At 41.2% G+C, this 18322-nt stretch carries 23 protein-coding genes, 1 tRNA gene and 1 other RNA gene; 24 read left to right on the forward strand and 1 reads right to left on the reverse strand.

Annotated elements, in window-relative coordinates; translation table 11 throughout:
- The first annotated feature begins 5 nt into the window (after window positions 1-5).
- The 11 genes from HMPREF2853_RS02740 (at window position 6) to HMPREF2853_RS02790 (ending at window position 7487) form a co-directional block, all read left to right on the forward strand.
- A tRNA-Asn gene (locus HMPREF2853_RS02740) sits at window positions 6-79 on the forward strand.
- A 208-nt stretch (window positions 80-287) separates the two neighbouring features.
- Complete coding sequence (comW, locus tag HMPREF2853_RS09995) at window positions 288-524, forward strand: sigma(X)-activator ComW (protein ID WP_000939509.1); 237 nt, start codon at window positions 288-290, stop codon at window positions 522-524.
- A gap of 241 nt (window positions 525-765) precedes the next feature.
- A complete protein-coding gene (locus HMPREF2853_RS02750) occupies window positions 766-2052 on the forward strand; it encodes an adenylosuccinate synthase (RefSeq protein WP_070534815.1) in 1287 nt (428 codons plus the stop codon).
- 197 nt (window positions 2053-2249) lie between these two features.
- Window positions 2250-2717, forward strand: coding sequence for a tRNA adenosine(34) deaminase TadA (gene tadA / locus HMPREF2853_RS02755; RefSeq protein WP_001110098.1), 468 nt, complete (start codon window positions 2250-2252; stop codon window positions 2715-2717).
- Window positions 2718-2749: 32 nt separating this feature from the next.
- Window positions 2750-2848, forward strand: an RNA gene (gene ffs / locus HMPREF2853_RS02760) — signal recognition particle sRNA small type.
- A 54-nt stretch (window positions 2849-2902) separates the two neighbouring features.
- Complete coding sequence (locus tag HMPREF2853_RS02765) at window positions 2903-3346, forward strand: dUTP diphosphatase (protein ID WP_000701976.1); 444 nt, start codon at window positions 2903-2905, stop codon at window positions 3344-3346.
- A 9-nt stretch (window positions 3347-3355) separates the two neighbouring features.
- Window positions 3356-3823 carry an isochorismatase family protein gene (locus tag HMPREF2853_RS02770; RefSeq protein ID WP_000796430.1) on the forward strand — a complete coding sequence of 156 codons (468 nt, stop codon included), beginning with the start codon at window positions 3356-3358 and terminating at the stop codon, window positions 3821-3823.
- 20 nt (window positions 3824-3843) lie between these two features.
- On the forward strand, window positions 3844-5181 hold the full coding sequence (gene radA / locus HMPREF2853_RS02775; RefSeq protein ID WP_254765534.1) for a DNA repair protein RadA: 1338 nt from the start codon (window positions 3844-3846) through the stop codon (window positions 5179-5181).
- Between the two features lie 72 nt (window positions 5182-5253).
- Entirely contained in the window at window positions 5254-5748 is a 495-nt protein-coding gene (locus tag HMPREF2853_RS02780; RefSeq protein ID WP_002876632.1) for a beta-class carbonic anhydrase, read from the forward strand.
- Between the two features lie 213 nt (window positions 5749-5961).
- Window positions 5962-6930 (forward strand): ribose-phosphate diphosphokinase, encoded by a 969-nt coding sequence (locus HMPREF2853_RS02785; RefSeq protein ID WP_000010174.1) that lies wholly within the window; start codon window positions 5962-5964, stop codon window positions 6928-6930.
- A 119-nt stretch (window positions 6931-7049) separates the two neighbouring features.
- Entirely contained in the window at window positions 7050-7487 is a 438-nt protein-coding gene (locus HMPREF2853_RS02790; protein WP_070534759.1) for a CoA-binding protein, read from the forward strand.
- A gap of 29 nt (window positions 7488-7516) precedes the next feature.
- Here the strand turns inward: HMPREF2853_RS02790 and HMPREF2853_RS02795 are convergent, their stop codons facing one another.
- Window positions 7517-8527, reverse strand: coding sequence for a YeiH family protein (locus HMPREF2853_RS02795; protein ID WP_070534760.1), 1011 nt, complete (start codon window positions 8525-8527; stop codon window positions 7517-7519).
- Between the two features lie 151 nt (window positions 8528-8678).
- On the opposite strand from HMPREF2853_RS02795, the gene HMPREF2853_RS02800 reads away from it, so the two are divergent.
- The 13 genes from HMPREF2853_RS02800 to purC all read left to right on the forward strand — a co-directional run bounded on the left by HMPREF2853_RS02800 (window position 8679) and on the right by purC (window position 18277).
- On the forward strand, window positions 8679-9848 hold the full coding sequence (locus HMPREF2853_RS02800; RefSeq protein WP_070534763.1) for a pyridoxal phosphate-dependent aminotransferase: 1170 nt from the start codon (window positions 8679-8681) through the stop codon (window positions 9846-9848).
- Window positions 9845-10615: a DNA repair protein RecO gene (gene recO, locus HMPREF2853_RS02805; RefSeq protein WP_070534765.1), complete on the forward strand. Its 771-nt coding sequence runs from the start codon at window positions 9845-9847 to the stop codon at window positions 10613-10615. The genes HMPREF2853_RS02800 and recO overlap by 4 nt, the downstream gene beginning before the upstream one ends.
- Complete coding sequence (gene plsX, locus HMPREF2853_RS02810; protein WP_070534767.1) at window positions 10612-11604, forward strand: phosphate acyltransferase PlsX; 993 nt, start codon at window positions 10612-10614, stop codon at window positions 11602-11604. The genes recO and plsX overlap by 4 nt, the downstream gene beginning before the upstream one ends.
- A 5-nt stretch (window positions 11605-11609) precedes the next feature.
- Window positions 11610-11846, forward strand: a complete 237-nt coding sequence (locus HMPREF2853_RS02815) for an acyl carrier protein (protein WP_045593788.1) — start codon at window positions 11610-11612, stop codon at window positions 11844-11846.
- A 318-nt stretch (window positions 11847-12164) separates the two neighbouring features.
- The gene (locus HMPREF2853_RS02820) at window positions 12165-12308 is read left to right on the forward strand and encodes a class IIb bacteriocin, lactobin A/cerein 7B family (RefSeq protein ID WP_000180838.1); all 144 of its coding nucleotides are present in this window, start codon (window positions 12165-12167) and stop codon (window positions 12306-12308) included.
- 17 nt (window positions 12309-12325) lie between these two features.
- On the forward strand, window positions 12326-12475 hold the full coding sequence (locus tag HMPREF2853_RS02825; RefSeq protein WP_001052546.1) for a class IIb bacteriocin, lactobin A/cerein 7B family: 150 nt from the start codon (window positions 12326-12328) through the stop codon (window positions 12473-12475).
- 12 nt (window positions 12476-12487) lie between these two features.
- On the forward strand, window positions 12488-12664 hold the full coding sequence (locus tag HMPREF2853_RS09965; protein ID WP_000793177.1) for a hypothetical protein: 177 nt from the start codon (window positions 12488-12490) through the stop codon (window positions 12662-12664).
- 149 nt (window positions 12665-12813) lie between these two features.
- On the forward strand, window positions 12814-12969 hold the full coding sequence (locus HMPREF2853_RS09970; protein WP_000661692.1) for a hypothetical protein: 156 nt from the start codon (window positions 12814-12816) through the stop codon (window positions 12967-12969).
- A 24-nt stretch (window positions 12970-12993) separates the two neighbouring features.
- Window positions 12994-13215: a hypothetical protein gene (locus HMPREF2853_RS10160; protein ID WP_001081404.1), complete on the forward strand. Its 222-nt coding sequence runs from the start codon at window positions 12994-12996 to the stop codon at window positions 13213-13215.
- A 37-nt stretch (window positions 13216-13252) separates the two neighbouring features.
- Window positions 13253-13441, forward strand: coding sequence for a hypothetical protein (locus HMPREF2853_RS02835; protein ID WP_000722236.1), 189 nt, complete (start codon window positions 13253-13255; stop codon window positions 13439-13441).
- Between the two features lie 444 nt (window positions 13442-13885).
- Window positions 13886-16039: a peptide cleavage/export ABC transporter ComA gene (gene comA / locus HMPREF2853_RS02845; RefSeq protein WP_000668312.1), complete on the forward strand. Its 2154-nt coding sequence runs from the start codon at window positions 13886-13888 to the stop codon at window positions 16037-16039.
- A gap of 12 nt (window positions 16040-16051) precedes the next feature.
- The gene (comB, locus tag HMPREF2853_RS02850; RefSeq protein WP_000834201.1) at window positions 16052-17401 is read left to right on the forward strand and encodes a competence pheromone export protein ComB; all 1350 of its coding nucleotides are present in this window, start codon (window positions 16052-16054) and stop codon (window positions 17399-17401) included.
- Window positions 17402-17569: 168 nt separating this feature from the next.
- A complete protein-coding gene (gene purC / locus HMPREF2853_RS02855; protein ID WP_000043285.1) occupies window positions 17570-18277 on the forward strand; it encodes a phosphoribosylaminoimidazolesuccinocarboxamide synthase in 708 nt (235 codons plus the stop codon).
- Window positions 18278-18322 lie beyond the last annotated feature (45 nt).

An 18322-nucleotide genomic window follows, 5' to 3' on the forward strand; every position in this document is an offset into this window, starting at 1 on the left:
TTTTATCCGCCATAGCTCAGTTGGTAGTAGCGCATGACTGTTAATCATGATGTCGTAGGTTCGAGTCCTACTGGCGGAGTATAAATCAAAACGTTCAACTGAGCGTTTTTTTATTTATAAATATAGTGGATTGTTGAAATTTCAAATTTTAATTTTTAAATCTGTAATTACCTCTTTATTTTATTTTTAGTTCGTTTAGCTTTAAATTCTTCTTTTATAGGATTTGAAACTTTTTTAGTTCCTTTTTTTGTTAGACTAGTGTTACTAATAAGAAAGGGAATTTTTATATGCTTCAGAAATTTTATGATCGAGCATTTGTCTTTTTGAAACTAGTTGAACAAGAATATGCCTCTTTAGGTCAGAGTTGTTCAGAGTGGGAATCACTTCATCTTCGGTTTTTACTATATTATTTAATCCGATTTAAAATAAAAAGTGATAGGGACTTTTCACTATATCACTTTAAAACAGCTTATCGTCTATATCTAGATAAATTCCTGCAAGGTGGTACCACTCTCATCCAATAGGAAGTATCTATATCATAATTACGAACGATTGTTGTAGTTATATTTTAAAAAATATAGAATTAGCTTATAATCAAAGGTTTTTATATTTAGAAATGAAAGAATTTCCAAATCTTTTCTACTGTTTCTTCTTGATAAAATAGTGTTTTTTTCTTATAATAAATTGTAAGATATAATTGCGGGTGGAATTCCTGCCATGTATATGAGAAAGGACGAGCTCCTAGTAGCTCAGACGATTTTTATTATGACTTCAGTTGTTGTTGTAGGTACCCAATGGGGTGATGAAGGTAAAGGGAAAATTACAGATTTTCTTTCAGCTAATGCAGAGGTAATTGCTCGTTATCAAGGTGGTGATAATGCTGGTCACACGATTGTGATTGATGGTAAGAAATTTAAGTTGCACTTGATTCCATCTGGAATTTTCTTTCCTGAAAAAATCTCTGTTATTGGGAATGGGATGGTCGTGAATCCAAAATCCCTTGTCAAAGAGTTGCGCTATCTTCATGAGGAAGGTGTGACAACTGATAACTTGCGTATTTCTGATCGTGCGCATGTTATTTTGCCATATCATATTGAATTAGACCGTCTACAAGAAGAAGCTAAGGGCGACAATAAAATCGGGACTACTATCAAGGGAATCGGTCCAGCATATATGGACAAGGCTGCTCGTGTTGGAATTCGTATTGCGGATCTTTTGGATAAGGATATTTTCCGTGAACGTTTGGAACGTAATCTTGCGGAAAAGAATCGTTTGTTTGAAAAATTATATGATAGCACCCCTATTTCAGTTGACGATATTTTTGAAGAATACTATGAGTATGGTCAACAAATCAAGCAATACGTGACAGATACATCTGTTATCTTGAATGATGCGCTTGATAATGGCAAACGTGTGCTGTTTGAAGGTGCGCAAGGCGTTATGCTAGATATCGACCAAGGTACGTATCCATTTGTTACGTCGTCAAACCCTGTCGCTGGTGGTGTGACGATTGGGTCTGGTGTTGGCCCAAGTAAGATTGACAAGGTTGTAGGTGTATGTAAAGCCTACACAAGTCGTGTAGGAGACGGACCTTTCCCAACTGAATTATTTGATGAAGTGGGAGATCGCATCCGTGAAGTAGGTCATGAATACGGTACAACAACTGGTCGTCCACGTCGTGTGGGTTGGTTTGACTCAGTTGTGATGCGTCACAGCCGCCGTGTATCTGGGATTACCAATCTTTCATTGAACTCTATCGATGTTTTGAGTGGTTTGGATATTGTGAAAATCTGTGTGGCCTATGATCTTGATGGTCAACGTATTGATTACTATCCTGCTAGTCTTGAGCAGTTGAAACGTTGCAAGCCAATCTACGAGGAATTGCCAGGTTGGTCAGAAGACATCACTGGAGTCCGTAATTTAGAAGACCTTCCTGAGAATGCACGTAACTATGTTCGTCGTGTAAGCGAGTTGGTTGGTGTTCGTATCTCAACTTTCTCAGTAGGTCCTGATCGTGAACAAACTAATATTTTAGAAAGTGTTTGGTCATAGGAGATTTTTAAGATTAGTTTAAGATAGGTCGGGTATACTATAGACAGTTACAAGAAGACCTCCTAACTTGTTGTAACAAATATCCTAAACTTTTCTTTTTCATAATAATCTCCCTATTAAGTCACCGCATTCGGTGGCTTTTTTTGTCTTGGGAATCATGATATAATAGAATCGACAAGTAGGAAAAGGAATAATCAATGAATTATACAGTTGAAGAAAAAGAAGCTTTTATGAGAGAGGCTTTGAGAGAGGCTGAGATTGCCTTAGAACACGATGAAATTCCAATTGGTTGTGTGATTGTCAAGGATGGAGAAATCATTGGTAGGGGGCATAATGCGCGCGAGGAGTTGCAACGGGCGGTCATGCATGCAGAAATCATGGCTATAGAGAATGCGAATGTGAGTGAAGAGAGTTGGCGACTGCTGGATTGTACGCTTTTTGTGACCATTGAGCCTTGTGTCATGTGTAGCGGGGCGATTGGGCTTGCCCGTATTCCAAAGGTAGTCTACGGGGCTAAAAACCAGAAATTTGGTGCAGCTGGGAGCTTGTACGATATTTTGACAGATGAGCGTCTCAATCATCGTGTAGAAGTGGAAACGGGAATTTTGGAAGATGATTGTGCAGCGATTATGCAGGACTTTTTCCGAAATCGACGGAAAAAATAATTTCTCTTTAAAAACAGAGGGGAATGTGGTATAATGAATAGTGGAGCAACAGTTCTGCGTGAAGCGGGTCAGGGGAGGAATCCAGCAGCCCTAAGCGATGTGAATTGTGTGCTCTTTTTTCGTGCTTTTTTCGAATAAATAAGATAAAATAGCCTAGAATAAATGATTATAGAAAAGAGAAAAATATGAAAATTCGTGGTTTTGAATTGGTTTCGAGTTTTACAGATGAAAATTTGTTGCCTAAGCGTGAGACAGCTCATGCAGCTGGGTACGATTTAAAGGTTGCCGAACGAACTGTCATTGCGCCAGGTGAGATTATATTGGTCCCAACAGGAGTTAAGGCTTATATGCAACCGACAGAGGTGCTCTATCTCTATGACCGTTCTTCAAACCCTCGTAAAAAAGGCTTGGTCTTGATTAACTCTGTGGGTGTCATTGACGGAGACTATTATGGCAATCCAGGGAATGAAGGACATATCTTTGCTCAGATGAAAAATATTACTGATCAGGAAGTGGTTCTCGAAGTTGGGGAACGTGTGGTTCAGGCTGTCTTTGCTCCTTTCTTGATTGCAGATGGAGATGAGGCAGATGGCGTGCGGACTGGTGGATTTGGATCGACAGGGAAATAGAGGGATAAAATGGCAGACTATTTATTAGTTGTAGACATGCAGTCAGATTATGTTGCTGTAGGAAAAGCCTATCATGAAGAACTGACTGCAGCTGTAAATGACAAAATTGCTACTTATCCCAGCGACCGAGTTATCTATATTCTCAATCGTTTTTTCTGGGAGAGAAAAGATAGAAAGAAGAAATTTGCGACCAACTTGTTAGTTGTATCTTCTCGTATCTTTGAGAAGTGTCGGGCTTCTTGCTTTACTAATCCAGATTTAAAAGATTTTTTAGAGGGAAATGGTGCTAAGAGCATAGAGTTTATAGGGGTAGATGGCAATTTCTGTGTCAAGGCTTCCGTTTTGGCAGCTGTCAAGGAGAATTATCAGGTTTCTGTCGATTTGTCTGCTGTCGGAGTTGCCAACCAGAATAAATTTCAAAATACATTGTATAAGTGGCATTCTTTCGGAGTAACCGTAAAAGGAGAATTATTATAGCAAAGAAAAAAGCGACATTTGTGTGTCAAAATTGTGAATATAATTCACCTAAGTATCTAGGGCGTTGTCCTAACTGTGGGTCTTGGTCTTCTTTTGTAGAAGAGGTTGAGGTTGCCGAGGTCAAGAATGCACGAGTGTCCTTGACAGGTGAAAAAACCAAGCCTATGAAACTGGCTGAGGTGACTTCCATCAATGTCAATCGAACCAAGACGGAGATGGAGGAATTCAACCGTGTGCTTGGAGGCGGAGTGGTACCAGGAAGTCTCGTCCTCATCGGTGGGGATCCAGGAATCGGGAAATCAACCCTTCTCCTACAAGTTTCAACCCAGCTATCTCAAGTGGGTACGGTTCTCTATGTCAGTGGGGAGGAGTCTGCCCAGCAGATTAAACTCCGTGCAGAGCGCTTGGGGGATATTGATAGTGAGTTTTATCTCTATGCAGAGACCAATATGCAGAGCGTGAGGGCTGAGGTGGAGCGCATCCAACCAGATTTTCTCATCATCGACTCTATCCAGACGATTATGTCTCCTGAGATTTCAGGGGTGCAAGGGTCTGTGTCTCAGGTGCGTGAGGTGACCGCTGAGCTTATGCAGCTGGCTAAGACCAATAACATTGCCATCTTTATCGTAGGGCATGTGACCAAGGAAGGGACCTTGGCTGGTCCGCGTATGCTGGAGCATATGGTAGATACCGTGCTTTACTTTGAAGGGGAACGTCACCATACCTTTCGTATCTTGAGAGCAGTCAAAAACCGTTTTGGTTCCACTAATGAGATTGGCATATTTGAGATGCAGTCGGGCGGATTGGTTGAAGTTCTTAATCCTAGTGAAGTGTTTTTGGAAGAACGCTTGGATGGAGCGACTGGTTCGTCCATCGTGGTGACTATGGAAGGAACACGTCCAATTCTTGCGGAAGTGCAGGCCTTGGTGACACCGACTATGTTTGGAAATGCTAAGCGTACGACGACAGGGCTTGATTTCAATCGCGCTAGTCTGATTATGGCTGTTTTGGAAAAACGTGCAGGGCTTCTCTTGCAAAATCAGGATGCCTATCTCAAATCGGCTGGTGGTGTCAAATTGGATGAGCCTGCCATTGACTTGGCTGTTGCGGTTGCCATTGCTTCGAGTTACAAGGATAAACCAACCAATCCTCAGGAATGTTTTGTAGGAGAGTTGGGCTTGACGGGAGAGATTCGGCGCGTAAATCGTATCGAACAACGTATTAATGAAGCGGCAAAACTGGGCTTTACCAAGATTTATGTACCCAAGAATTCCTTGACAGGAATCACTCCACTCAAGGAAATTGAAGTCATTGGTGTGACAACGATTCAAGAAGTTTTGAAAAAGGTCTTTGCATAATCCGTGACAAATCCTCTTAAAAATGATAAGATAGGAGAAATATTTGATTATCAAATTTTTGAGGAGGGAATCGTGTCGTATTTTGAACAGTTTATGCAAGCCAATCAGGCTTATGTTGCCCTACATGGGCAGTTAAATCTGCCACTTAAACCCAAAACCAGAGTAGCTATCGTGACCTGTATGGACTCACGTCTACACGTTGCGCAAGCTCTAGGTTTGGCCCTTGGGGATGCTCATATCTTGCGGAATGCGGGTGGTCGAGTAACTGAGGACATGATTCGTTCACTGGTGATTTCCCAGCAACAAATGGGGACAAGAGAGATTGTGGTGCTTCACCATACAGACTGTGGAGCTCAAACCTTTCAAAATGAAAGTTTTCATGAACATTTGAAACACGAGCTCGGAGTCGATGTGTCTGATCAAGACTTTTTACCATTCCAGGATGTTGAAGAGAGTGTGAGAGAGGATATGCAATTGCTTCGAGAATCTCCACTGATTCCTGATGATGTGGTTATTTCAGGTGCTGTCTATGATGTGGATACAGGAAGTATGAGAGAAGTATACTAACTTTGTCTCGAAAAAATTTCATCCTAGCATAAAATCGATTGTTAAAATGTAGGATTTTTAGGTTTAATATAGCTAATATAAAATAGCATAAAACAAGGGTATAAATGTTTACTCTTGTTTTATTTTTGATTGAAAAATAAAGGAAAAAGCGCTACAATGGTAGATGGAAAATGTTGTGTAAAAACAAGTGATACATAAATACCGGAGGAAATCATGTCTTTTTCTGATTTAAAGCTGTTTGCCCTTTCTTCTAATAGAGAATTGGCAGAGCGTGTGGCGCAAGAAATTGGGATAGAGTTGGGGAAATCGACTGTTCGCCAATTTTCAGATGGAGAGATTCAAGTCAACATCGAAGAATCAATCCGTGGAAAACACGTCTTTATCCTACAATCAACTAGTTCACCTGTAAATGATAATTTACTTGAAATTTTGATTATGGTGGACGCATTGAAGCGTGCTAGTGCAGAATCTGTCAATGTTGTTATGCCCTACTATGGCTATGCACGTCAGGATAGAAAAGCGCGCGCGCGTGAGCCAATCACTGCAAAGCTCGTTGCAAACATGCTAGAAGTTGCTGGGGTAGATCGTTTGTTGACGATTGATTTGCACGCTGCACAGATTCAGGGATTCTTTGATATTCCTGTAGATCACTTGATGGGTGCTCCATTGATTGCGGACTATTTTGAACGTCGTGGCATGGTTGGCTCGGACTACGTGGTTGTCAGCCCAGACCATGGTGGGGTAACTCGTGCTCGTAAATTGGCAGAGTTTTTGAAAACTCCGATTGCGATTATTGACAAACGCCGTAGTGTAGACAAGATGAATACCAGTGAAGTGATGAACATCATTGGTAAGGTAGAAGGTAAGACTTGTATCTTGATTGACGATATGATCGATACAGCTGGAACTATTTGTCATGCGGCGGATGCTCTTGCTGAAGCAGGTGCTGTTGAAGTTTACGCAAGCTGTACGCACCCAGTTCTTTCAGGGCCAGCTATGGATAATATCCAAAAATCAGCTATTAAGAAATTGGTTGTTTTGGATACTATCTACCTACCAGAAGAGCGTTTGATTGATAAGATTGAACAAATTTCGATTGCTCATCTTCTGGGCGATGCTATTATTCGTATCCACGAAAAACGTCCTCTTTCTCCCCTATTTTGTATTGAGAAAAAGATTTAATCTTTCACTTGAAGTAGACAGAACTCCTAGCAGGTTTCTTTTCTTGCTAGGAGATTTTTATAGTCAAAATCTGCAAGCCTTTTCAAAATGTGCTATACTGAGAAAAAAGGAGGATTTCTATGAGTCAAGAATTTATCAATCCAAGTGATGGTGTGATCCGTCAGTATCTAGCAACCAGTAAAACGTTAGCGGTAGTGGGCTTGTCTGACCGTGAGGAAACAACTAGTAATCGAGTGACCAAGGAAATGCAAGCTCGGGGCTATAAAATCATTCCAGTTAATCCCAAGGCTGCAGGTGGGGAAATCTTGGGAGAGAAGGCTTATGCGAGTCTAGAAGAGATTCCTTTCCCTGTAGATATCGTCAATGTATACCGACGTAGCGAGTTTTTACCAGATGTGGCGCGTGATTTTCTCAAGGCTGATGCTAAGATTTTTTGGGCACAACTGGGACTTGAAAATCTAGAAGCGGAAGAAATCTTACGTGCTGGAGGATGCGATGACATCGTGATGAATCGCTGTATTAAGAGAGAACATACTCGCTTAATTCTTGAGCAATAAAAAGGTAGCTAGCAGGCTACCTTTTTGTATTATAAAGTACCAATCAATGCTTGCATGCCAAGACTGGTGAGGATGATGGCAATCCAGCAAAGGGCTCCAAGAAGAATGGATTTACCGCTGGATTTGACCATAGCTACTAGATTGGTTTTGAGACCGATAGCACTCATGGCCATGATAATGAGGAATTTGGAGAGTTGTTTGAGAGGGGTGAAGAAGCTACTAGACACACCGAGAGAGGTAAGGAGAGTCGTTAAGAGAGAGGCCAGGATAAAATAAAGGATAAAAAGTGGGAAAACTTTTTTCAGTTGTACGCCTTGTTTATTTTTTTGTTGGCGGCTTTGCCAATAGGAGAGAAAGAGCGTGATAGGAATAATGGCAAGGGTGCGTGTGAGTTTCACAATGGTTGCAGACTCAAGGGTATTGGTTTGGTAAAGACTGTCCCAGGAGCTGGCGGTAGCCGTTACAGAGGAAGTGTCATTGACCGCAGTTCCTGCAAAGAGGGCGAAGCCTTCATTTGATAAGTGAAGCCAGGTTCCTAGAGTTGGAAAGATGAGCGCAGCCAAGACATTGAAGAAAAAGATAACGGAGATGGATTGGGCAACTTCTTTTTCCTTGGCATGGATAACGGGCGCTGTCGCAGCAATGGCAGAGCCACCACAGATAGAAGACCCCACTCCAATCAAGGTAGCCAGTTTTGTGTCTAGCGCAAAGAAACGCTGGAAGAGGTAGGCAACAATCAAGGAAATCGAAATGGTGGAAAGGATGACAGGGAGTGAAGATTGTCCAACTGCGAAGACTTGCGAGATATTGAGACCAAAACCGAGTAAGATAACGGCATACTGGAGCAATTTCTTTGAACTAAAGGTCAAACCTGCATCTAGTTGTTTGTAGGGTGAGAGCCAGGGGTGGAGGAGCATTCCAGCAAAAATTGCAAAGACAGGTGCACCCACCACGGGGAAAAATCCTCCCAGGAACCAAGATACGATAGAAATGAGAAGGCAGGCCAAGATTCCTGCTCCATTTTTTGATAAAAATGACATATAAACCTCCGAAAATAAGCACTTATTATTATAGTCCTGTCGAGAAGAAAAGTAAAACAGAAAGTGAAAAATGCGGGTTTCAGATGGATTTTGCGGTCAGGAAGCTTTTGTAGTATAATAGTACTATGTTCTGTAAGCAAGGGGGATATCTATGGACTTAACCAAACGCTTTAATAAACAGTTAGACAAGATTCAAGTTTCCTTGATTCGCCAGTTTGACCAGGCAATTACAGAGATTCCTGGGGTCTTGCGTTTGACCTTGGGGGAACCTGATTTTACAACGCCAGATCATATCAAGGAGGCAGCCAAGCGGGCCATTGACCAGAACCAATCCTACTATACAGGGATGAGCGGTTTACTGACCTTGCGCCAGGCTGCTAGCGACTTTGTAAAAGAAAAATACCAGCTAGATTATAATCCTGAAAATGAAATTTTGGTTACAATTGGGGCGACAGAGGCTTTATCTGCTACTTTGACAGCTATTTTGGAAGAGGGGGACAAGGTGCTCTTGCCAGCTCCTGCCTATCCAGGCTATGAACCGATTGTCAATCTGGTTGGGGCAGAGATTGTCGAGATTGATACAACTGAAAATGGTTTTGTCTTGACTCCTGAGATGTTGGAAAAGGCCATTTTGGAGCAAGGGGACAAGCTCAAAGCTGTCATTCTCAACTATCCAGCTAATCCGACAGGAATTACCTATAGTCGGGAGCAGTTGGAAGCCTTGGCAGACGTTTTACGCAAGTATGAGATTTTTGTTATCTGTGATGAGGTTTACTCAGAATTAACCTATACAGGGGAAGCTCATGTATCTCTGGGAACTATGCTGAGAGACCAGGCTATTATTATCAATGGTTTGTCTAAGTCTCATGCTATGACAGGTTGGCGTTTAGGTTTTATCTTTGCTCCTGCGGTTTTCACAGCTCAGTTAATCAAGAGTCACCAGTATTTGGTTACTGCTGCAAATACGATGGCTCAGCATGCTGCGGTGGAGGCTTTGACCGCTGGTAAAAATGACGCAGAGCCTATGAAAAAGGAATACATCCAGCGTCGTGATTATATCATCGAAAAGATGACTGCTCTTGGTTTTGAGATTATCAAACCAGATGGGGCCTTCTATATCTTTGCTAAGATTCCAGCGGGCTACAATCAAGACTCCTTTGCTTTTCTGAAGGATTTTGCCTATAAGAAGGCCGTTGCCTTTATCCCTGGTGCCGCCTTTGGACGTTATGGGGAAGGCTATGTTCGTCTATCTTATGCAGCCAGCATGGAAACGATCAGAGAGGCCATGAAACGACTTGAGGAGTACATGAGAGAAGCATGATTCAGTCTATCACGAGTCAAGGTCTCGTACTCTACAATCGTAACTTTCGTGAGGATGACAAGCTAGTCAAAATTTTTACCGAGCAGGCGGGCAAGCGCATGTTTTTCGTCAAACACGCTGGCCAGTCCAAACTAGCTCCGGTTATTCAGCCCTTGGTGTTGGCACGATTTCTCTTGCGAATCAATGATGACGGGCTTAGCTACATCGAGGACTACCATGAGGTGATGACCTTTCCAAAGATTAATAGTGATCTCTTTGTTATGGCCTATGCTACCTATGTGGCAGCTCTTGCAGATGTTAGTTTGCAGGATAATCAGCAGGATGCTCCCTTGTTTGCTTTCTTGAGAAAGACTCTGGAGTTGATGGAAGCAGGGATAGATTATCAGGTCTTAACCAATATTTTTGAAATTCAAATCTTGACTCGATTTGGAATCAGCCTTAATTTTAATGAGTGTGTCTTTTGCCATCGGGTGGGTCAGGCCTTTGACTTTTCTTTCAAATATGGAGCCTGCCTTTGCCCAGAGCATTATCATGAGGATGAGAGACGTTGTCATCTCAATCCCAATATCCCTTATCTGCTCAATCAATTTCAAGCCATTGATTTTGAAACCTTGGAGACCATTTCGCTTAAGGCAGAAATCAAGCAAGAGCTACGCAAGTTTATGGATCAACTCTACGAAGAGTACGTTGGGATTCACCTTAAATCAAAGAAATTTATTGATTCCCTAGCAGACTGGGGACAATTACTAAAAGAGGAAAACAAATGAAAAAAATTGCAGTAGATGCTATGGGGGGCGATTACGCACCTCAAGCCATCGTTGAGGGTGTCAATCAAGCCCTTGCTGACTTTTCAGATATTGAGATTCAACTCTATGGAGACGAAAGCAAAATCAAGCAATATCTAACAGCGACAGAACGCGTCAGCATTATCCATACGGATGAGAAGATTGATTTTGATGATGAACCTACAAAAGCTATTCGTAAGAAGAAAAATGCCAGTATGGTATTAGCGGCTAAGGCAGTCAAAGAAGGAGAGGCAGACGCTGTCCTCTCGGCTGGGAATACAGGTGCCTTGTTGGCTGCAGGATTCTTCATTGTAGGTCGTATCAAGAATATCGACCGTCCTGGACTCATGTCGACCTTACCGACCATTGATGGCAAAGGCTTTGACATGCTAGATCTTGGAGCCAATGCGGAAAATACAGCCCATCATCTGCACCAATACGCTGTTTTGGGTTCCTTCTATGCGAAAAATGTTCGTGGGGTTTCGAAACCACGTGTTGGTTTACTCAACAATGGAACAGAAAGCAGCAAGGGCGACCCGCTTCGTAAGGAAACTTACGAATTGCTAGTAGCTGATGAAAGTTTGAACTTTATCGGAAACGTGGAAGCGCGTGATCTGATGAATGGCGTTGCGGATGTTGTCGTGACAGATGGTTTCACGGGAAACGCTGTTCTCAAATCCATTGAAGGGACAGCCATGGGAATTATGGGCTTGCTCAAGACAGCTATTACAGGTGGTGGTCTTCGAGCGAAGCTAGGTGCTCTACTTCTCAAGGATAGTCTTAAGGGGTTGAAGACACAGCTCAACTATTCAGATGTTGGAGGAGCAGTCTTGTTTGGCGTCAAGGCGCCAGTTGTAAAAACTCATGGCTCAAGTGATGCTAAGGCTGTGTACAGTACGATTCGTCAGATTCGTACTATGCTAGAAACAGACGTAGTTGCTCAAACTGCGCGTGAATTTTCAGGAGAATAAAAAAGATGACAGAAAAAGAAATTTTTGACCGTATTGTAACCATTATCCAAGAGAGACAGGGAGAAGACTTTGACGTAACAGAAGCCTTAAGTTTGAAAGACGATCTAGATGCGGACTCAGTGGATTTGATGGAGTTTGTCTTGACACTAGAAGATGAATTTGGTATCGAAATCACTGATGAGGAAATCGATCAACTTCAAAGTGTAGCGGATGTAGTAGCAATTATTAAAGATAAAAAATAGCCAAAAGCAACATGCAAGTCATGTTGTTTTTTTATTTGCGGAAAAAAGAGAAACTTTTAGTAGAAATTGCGAATAAAGAGATGAGAAAGAAAAAGGAGGAACGTTTATGTATGTGACCGGTTTTTATCCGTGGTTTATTAAGTGGTTTTTAAAATAAAAATGAATGAATTGTTCATTTTCGAATTGTTTTTCGAATAGATAAGTGAGAAGAAAAGAAAGGAGAGAAGAAAATGATTTCAGTAATTTACCCAATCTGGCTATTTAAGTGGCTTAGAGGTTAAAGATTAGATATATAGAAAAATATAGAGGAGAAGAAAGATGACAAACTTTGACAACATGGAACAGAACTTTGTAGCTCTTACAGAAGAAGAGTTGACGGATGTGAATGGGGGGTCGGTTACCGCTGTAGTTGTAGGAGGTGTCTTACTAATTGGTGGTATTGCTTGGGGCTATTTTATGTAATAATAAGGAGAGAAAAAATGAATTTAAATAAATGGACAGAATTGACAGAAGAAGAATTGATGAATACAGAAGGTGGCTTAATTACCATAGCCATGATTGCTGGAGGAGTAGCAATTTTCCTTGGTGGTCGATTAATTGGTCAAGATTTAAAACGTAAATTTGGATAAAAGTAGAATTGTATGAAAAATCTAAAAAATGTAATGGGAGCAGTTCTAATTATTTTTGGAGTGCTTTGCATATTGGGAGATTTAAATGTAATCACCTTTAATGTTGAAAAATATTTCCAAACAGAATTAGTTGTTCCGATCCTTATTTTGATGATGAGTTACTTGGATTTAGCTAAAGACAAGGTTTAAAGAGAACTATTTTTAGTGTATGGCAACTGCTATTGAATAGTCATCTTTTAGTTATTATCAATGAAATAAGAACTAATTTAGGAATAGTAGGGATTTTGGTTGGAGTAGCTATTGGATTAGCCAGTATTATTTAAAAAGGAGAGAGAAAAATGAAAGAAATGGATAAAAAATTTGATATCATGACAGAAGAAGATTTGGCTCTTACTGAAGGAGGCTTCATTGTCACTACTTCCACAGCAATAGCTTGGGGTGTATTAGGAGTAGCTGCTTATATGTATGGGCGTTATCTAGGAAGTAGACGTTAATCTAAATATAGAAGGAAATTAACTATGAATCGTAACCTAAATCTCAATACACTCTTACCTAAATTAGCTACTGTAATTCCTTTGTCGGCTATAGCTCTCAATCTCGCGCTTCATCTGATTCGTACAGGTTCATTAGTATCCTTTGATTGGCAATGGACTGTAGTTGGTTTGCTTGCTTCGAGCTATTTTGGTATTTTTTGTAAGGATTTGACGAAAAATAATCAAAACTATAAAAGATCAATCTGAATGAAAAGGATTTTGTGCATGTAAATAGGAGTCTGCTATGAAAAAAATCTTATTAGGATTTGCTGAGGGGTATTTTGTCGTATCGATTATTCTTTATATCGCAACGTATTTGATTATGAAAAATCCGATCAATACTCTGTTTTATCCAGAAACCTATCCAATTCTGCTTGGTCTGTTTTATCTAGGATACAAGTACAAAACAAAAGAAAGTACGAGTGGGAATTGATGGACCATCAGATTGGAGTTTGAGATGAAAGTTGTTCAATTACTAGAAAAAACTTGGCCAGAGACCACTGTATTATTTAGCTCGATGGCTTATCTAATGATTAGAATCGTGGCCGATATAAACAAGATACATCTACCTACATGGTTTGAATGTTTTGATCTACCTACGATTTCATTATTTTTGATGACATTTATCTCACTTTATAGAAGTAAAGAGAATATCATTTCAGAATAGTTTATTTCTGGGCATTCATTTTTTAACGGTTACTTTAAGCAGGCAGAACTTTTGTTCTGCTTTTTACATTTAAATGATAGTTTATGCTTTTTAAAGTGCGTTTTAGGCGCAAAAATGGTTTATTTAGGAATATTTTCCTGTTTTTATCCTTATTTGGTTAAAATAATCTTACAAAGTTTTTAAGAGATTGTTAGAAAAAAGGAGATGGATATGAAATTTGGGAAAAGGCACTATCGTCCCCAGGTGGATCAGATGGATTGTGGCGTGGCTTCCTTGGCTATGGTATTTGGCTACTACGGTAGTTATTACTCCTTGGCTCATCTACGAGAGTTAGCCAAGACGACCATGGATGGGACGACCGCTTTGGGACTTGTAAAGGTGGCAGAGGAGATTGGGTTTGAGACGCGGGCTATCAAGGCGGATATGACGCTCTTTGATCTGCCAGATTTGACCTTTCCTTTTGTGGCTCATGTGCTCAAGGAAGGGAAGTTGCTCCACTACTATGTGGTGATAGGTCAGGATAAAAAGCACATTCATATCGCTGATCCAGATCCTGGTATCAAGCTGACCAAGATTTCTCGTGAGCGGTTTGCGCAAGAATGGACAGGAGTCAGTCTCTTTATGGCGCCATCTCCGGACTATAAACCCCATAAGGAGAAAAAACAGGGTCTCCTATCCTTCTTGCCAATCTTACTCAAACAGCGTGGCTTAATTACCAATATCGTCCTAGCGACACTCTTGGTAACCTTGATCAATATCGTGGGTTCCTACTATCTTCAGTCCATCATTGATAGTTACGTGCCAGACCAGATGCGCTCGACGCTGGGCATCATCTCAATAGGACTAGTCATCGTCTATATTCTCCAGCAGATTTTGTCTTATGCGCAGGAATACCTCTTACTTGTTCTGGGTCAACGGTTGTCCATCGATGTGATTTTGTCCTACATCAAGCATGTTTTTCATCTGCCGATGTCCTTTTTCGCGACACGCAGGACAGGAGAAATCGTGTCTCGTTTCACGGATGCTAACAGTATCATTGACGCGCTAGCTTCGACCATTCTGTCGATTTTCCTAGATGTGTCGACGATTTTGATTATCTCGCTTGTCTTGTTTTCACAAAATATGACGCTCTTTTTCATTAGTCTACTTGCGCTTCCTATCTATACAGTGATTATCTTTGCCTTTATGAAGCCGTTTGAAAAGATGAATCGGGATACCATGGAAGCTAATGCGGTTCTGTCTTCTTCTATTATCGAGGACATCAACGGTATTGAGACTGTTAAATCTTTGACCAGTGAAAGTCAGCGTTACCAAAAGATTGACAAGGAATTTGTAGCTTATCTGAAAAAATCCTTTGCCTATAGTCGGGCAGAAAGTCAGCAAAAGGCTCTGAAAAAAGTTGCCCAGCTCCTGCTCAATGTTGCCGTTCTCTGGCTGGGAGCTATTCTTGTCATGGATGGAAAAATGAGTTTGGGCCAGCTGATTACCTATAATACTTTGCTTGTTTACTTTACCAATCCTTTGGAAAATATCATTAACCTACAAACCAAACTTCAGACAGCGCAGGTTGCCAATAATCGTCTGAACGAGGTTTATCTAGTAGCTTCGGAGTTTGAGGAGAAGAAAACGGTAGAAGATTTGAGCATGATGAAGGGAGAGATGACCTTCAAGCAGGTTCACTACAAGTATGGCTATGGTCGTGACGTCTTGTCGGATATCAATTTGACCATTCCACAAGGGTCTAAGATAGCTTTTGTGGGGATTTCAGGTTCGGGTAAGACCACCTTAGCCAAAATGATGGTTAATTTTTACGACCCAAGTCAGGGAGAGATTAGTCTGGGTGGTGTCAATCTTAATCAGATTGACAAAAAGGCTTTGCGTCAGTATATCAACTACCTGCCTCAACAGCCCTATGTCTTTAACGGAACGATTTTGGAGAATCTTCTCCTTGGAGCCAAGGAGGGGACGACTCAGGAAGATATCTTACGAGCAGTCGAGTTGGCAGAGATTCGGGAGGATATTGAGCGCATGCCTCTGAATTATCAGACAGAATTGACTTCGGATGGGGCTGGAATTTCAGGTGGGCAACGGCAGAGAATCGCTCTGGCGCGTGCTCTCTTGACGGATGCACCTGTCTTGATCTTGGACGAGGCGACCAGCAGTTTGGATATTTTGACAGAGAAGCGAATTGTCGATAATCTCATGGCTTTAGATAAGACCTTGATTTTCATTGCCCATCGCTTGACCATTGCAGAGCGGACAGAGAAGGTTGTTGTCTTGGATCAGGGCAAGATTGTCGAAGAGGGTACCCATGCAGACTTGCTTGCACAGGATGGCTTTTATGCCCATTTGGTGAATAGCTAGAAAGAGGAGAAGATGAAATCAGAATTTTTAGAAAGTGCGGAGTTTTATAATCGTCGTTACCATAATTTTTCCAGTCGGGTGATTTTACCTATGTCACTTCTGCTCATGTTTTTACTGGGATTTGCAGTTTTTGCAGAGAAAGAGATTAGTTTGTCTACCAGAGCGACTGTCGAACCTAGTCGGATCATTGCCAATATCCAGTCGACTAGCAATCAACGCATTGTGGCAAATTATCTGGAAGAAAACAAACTAGTCAAGCAGGGGGAACTCCTCGTTCAGTACCAGCAAGGTGCGGAAGCTGTCCAGGTTGAGGCATATGCCAGTCAATTGGAGATGTTAAAGGATCAAAAAAAGCAGTTGGGGTATTTGCAATCCAGTTTGAAAGAGGGGAGTGATCAATTTCCAGAGGCGGATAAGTTTGGTTATCAGGAGATGTTTCGAGACTATCTCAGCCAAGCTAGTAGTCTTAGGAGTAATGTTTCTCAGCAAAATGCCAGCATCTCCTCTCAAAATGCGGCAGCAAGTCAGAGCCAGGCCGAGATTGGCAATCTTATCAGTCAAACAGAGGATAAAATTCGAGACTATAAAACAGCAAAGTCAGCGATTGAAAAGGGAGATCAACTGGATAGTCAGAATCCAGCCTACTCTTTTTATCAGACCTATAAAAATCAAGGTGAAGAAGATCCGCAAGCTAAATCGCAGGTTATTGCGCAAGTGGATGCACAAATTGCTCAGCTAGAGTCCAGTCTAGCTACGTATCGTGTACAGTATGCGGGTTCTGGAGCTCAACAGGCTCATGCAACGGGACTGGATAGTCAACTGGAATCGCTCAAATCTCAGCACTTAGTCAAAGTCGGTCAGGAATTAACTCTTTTGGATCAGAAAATTTTGGAGGCGGAATCGGGTAAGAAGGTACAGGGAGGTCTCCTAGATAAAGGGAAGATTACAGCAAGTGAGGATGGGGTGCTTCACCTCAATCCTGAGACTAGTGAATCTACGATGGTCGCAGAAGGAACCCTGCTAGCCCAACTCTACCCATCCTTGGAAAAAGAAGGGAAAACCAAACTCACAGCTTATCTCAGTTCAAAAGATGTTGCTAGAGTCAAGATTGGGGACTCTGTTCGTTATACTACGACTAATGATGCGAAGAATCAAATTTTCCTGGATTCTACGATTACAAGTATCGATGCGACAGCTACAAAGACTGAAAAAGGGAATTTCTTTAAAATTGAGGCGGAGACCCATCTGACTTCTGAGCAGGCTGAAAAACTTCGCTATGGTTTAGAAGGCCGCCTGCAGATGATTACGGGAAAGAAAAGCTATCTCCGTTATTTTTGGGATCAATTTTTGAATAAAGGGTAATATTCGTGTTTTTCAGAGGATAAATGATTTTAAAACTGTAAGAAGAGCTTATCTTGCAGTTTTTCTTTACGCTTAAAATAGGAAAACGTTATTTATTCGTAAAAACCTTGAATTTTCCATGCTTTTGTGGTAGAATGTGCTCAAGTAAAACGAAAGGCGAACTTTAAAATGTCAAAACAACTGATCTATTCGGGAAAAGCCAAGGATATCTATACAACTGAGGATGAAAATCTCATTATTTCAACTTACAAGGACCAAGCAACTGCCTTCAACGGTGTCAAGAAGGAGCAGATTGCGGGCAAGGGAGTGTTAAATAATCAGATTTCATCTTTTATTTTTGAGAAATTAAATGCGGCTGGTGTAGCGACTCATTTTGTGGAGAAACTTTCAGACACGGAACAACTCAATAAAAAGGTGGAGATTATTCCTTTGGAAGTTGTGCTCCGCAACTACACGGCTGGTTCCTTTTCAAAACGTTTTGGCGTAGAAGAAGGTATCGCATTTGAGACTCCAATTGTCGAATTTTACTATAAAAATGACGATTTGGATGATCCTTTTATCAATGATGAGCATGTGAAATTCCTAAAAATTGCGGATGACCAGCAGATTGCTTACTTGAAGGAAGAGACGCGTCGTATCAATGAGCTTTTGAAAGCTTGGTTTGCTGAGATTGGCCTTAAATTGATTGACTTTAAGCTAGAGTTCGGTTTTGACAAGGATGGCAAGATTATCTTGGCAGACGAGTTTTCACCAGATAACTGCCGTTTGTGGGATGCAGATGGCAACCACATGGACAAGGATGTTTTTCGTAGGGGATTGGGAGAACTAACCGACGTTTATGAGATTGTCTGGGAGAAATTGCAGGAATTGAAATAATCTGTTTGCAAGACTCTCAAGTTCGTTTGGTAATATTGCAAGAGC

Source organism: Streptococcus sp. HMSC077F03, assembly GCF_001812375.1.
Taxonomy (GTDB): Bacteria; Bacillota; Bacilli; order Lactobacillales; family Streptococcaceae; genus Streptococcus; species Streptococcus oralis_S.

Excerpts from the sequence above, each read along its gene's own strand:
- comW (WP_000939509.1), top strand. The coding sequence starts at position 288 with ATGCTTCAGAAATTTTATGATCGAGCATTTGTCTTTTTGAAACTAGTT.
- HMPREF2853_RS02750 (WP_070534815.1), top strand. The coding sequence starts at position 766 with ATGACTTCAGTTGTTGTTGTAGGTACCCAATGGGGTGATGAAGGTAAA.
- tadA (WP_001110098.1), top strand. The coding sequence starts at position 2,250 with ATGAATTATACAGTTGAAGAAAAAGAAGCTTTTATGAGAGAGGCTTTG.
- HMPREF2853_RS02765 (WP_000701976.1), top strand. The coding sequence starts at position 2,903 with ATGAAAATTCGTGGTTTTGAATTGGTTTCGAGTTTTACAGATGAAAAT.
- HMPREF2853_RS02770 (WP_000796430.1), top strand. The coding sequence starts at position 3,356 with ATGGCAGACTATTTATTAGTTGTAGACATGCAGTCAGATTATGTTGCT.
- HMPREF2853_RS02785 (WP_000010174.1), top strand. The coding sequence starts at position 5,962 with ATGTCTTTTTCTGATTTAAAGCTGTTTGCCCTTTCTTCTAATAGAGAA.
- HMPREF2853_RS02790 (WP_070534759.1), top strand. The coding sequence starts at position 7,050 with ATGAGTCAAGAATTTATCAATCCAAGTGATGGTGTGATCCGTCAGTAT.
- HMPREF2853_RS02795 (WP_070534760.1), bottom strand. The coding sequence starts at position 8,527 with ATGTCATTTTTATCAAAAAATGGAGCAGGAATCTTGGCCTGCCTTCTC.
- HMPREF2853_RS02800 (WP_070534763.1), top strand. The coding sequence starts at position 8,679 with ATGGACTTAACCAAACGCTTTAATAAACAGTTAGACAAGATTCAAGTT.
- recO (WP_070534765.1), top strand. The coding sequence starts at position 9,845 with ATGATTCAGTCTATCACGAGTCAAGGTCTCGTACTCTACAATCGTAAC.
- plsX (WP_070534767.1), top strand. The coding sequence starts at position 10,612 with ATGAAAAAAATTGCAGTAGATGCTATGGGGGGCGATTACGCACCTCAA.
- HMPREF2853_RS02815 (WP_045593788.1), top strand. The coding sequence starts at position 11,610 with ATGACAGAAAAAGAAATTTTTGACCGTATTGTAACCATTATCCAAGAG.
- HMPREF2853_RS02820 (WP_000180838.1), top strand. The coding sequence starts at position 12,165 with ATGACAAACTTTGACAACATGGAACAGAACTTTGTAGCTCTTACAGAA.
- HMPREF2853_RS02825 (WP_001052546.1), top strand. The coding sequence starts at position 12,326 with ATGAATTTAAATAAATGGACAGAATTGACAGAAGAAGAATTGATGAAT.
- HMPREF2853_RS09965 (WP_000793177.1), top strand. The coding sequence starts at position 12,488 with ATGAAAAATCTAAAAAATGTAATGGGAGCAGTTCTAATTATTTTTGGA.
- HMPREF2853_RS09970 (WP_000661692.1), top strand. The coding sequence starts at position 12,814 with ATGAAAGAAATGGATAAAAAATTTGATATCATGACAGAAGAAGATTTG.
- HMPREF2853_RS10160 (WP_001081404.1), top strand. The coding sequence starts at position 12,994 with ATGAATCGTAACCTAAATCTCAATACACTCTTACCTAAATTAGCTACT.
- HMPREF2853_RS02835 (WP_000722236.1), top strand. The coding sequence starts at position 13,253 with ATGAAAAAAATCTTATTAGGATTTGCTGAGGGGTATTTTGTCGTATCG.
- comA (WP_000668312.1), top strand. The coding sequence starts at position 13,886 with ATGAAATTTGGGAAAAGGCACTATCGTCCCCAGGTGGATCAGATGGAT.
- comB (WP_000834201.1), top strand. The coding sequence starts at position 16,052 with ATGAAATCAGAATTTTTAGAAAGTGCGGAGTTTTATAATCGTCGTTAC.
- purC (WP_000043285.1), top strand. The coding sequence starts at position 17,570 with ATGTCAAAACAACTGATCTATTCGGGAAAAGCCAAGGATATCTATACA.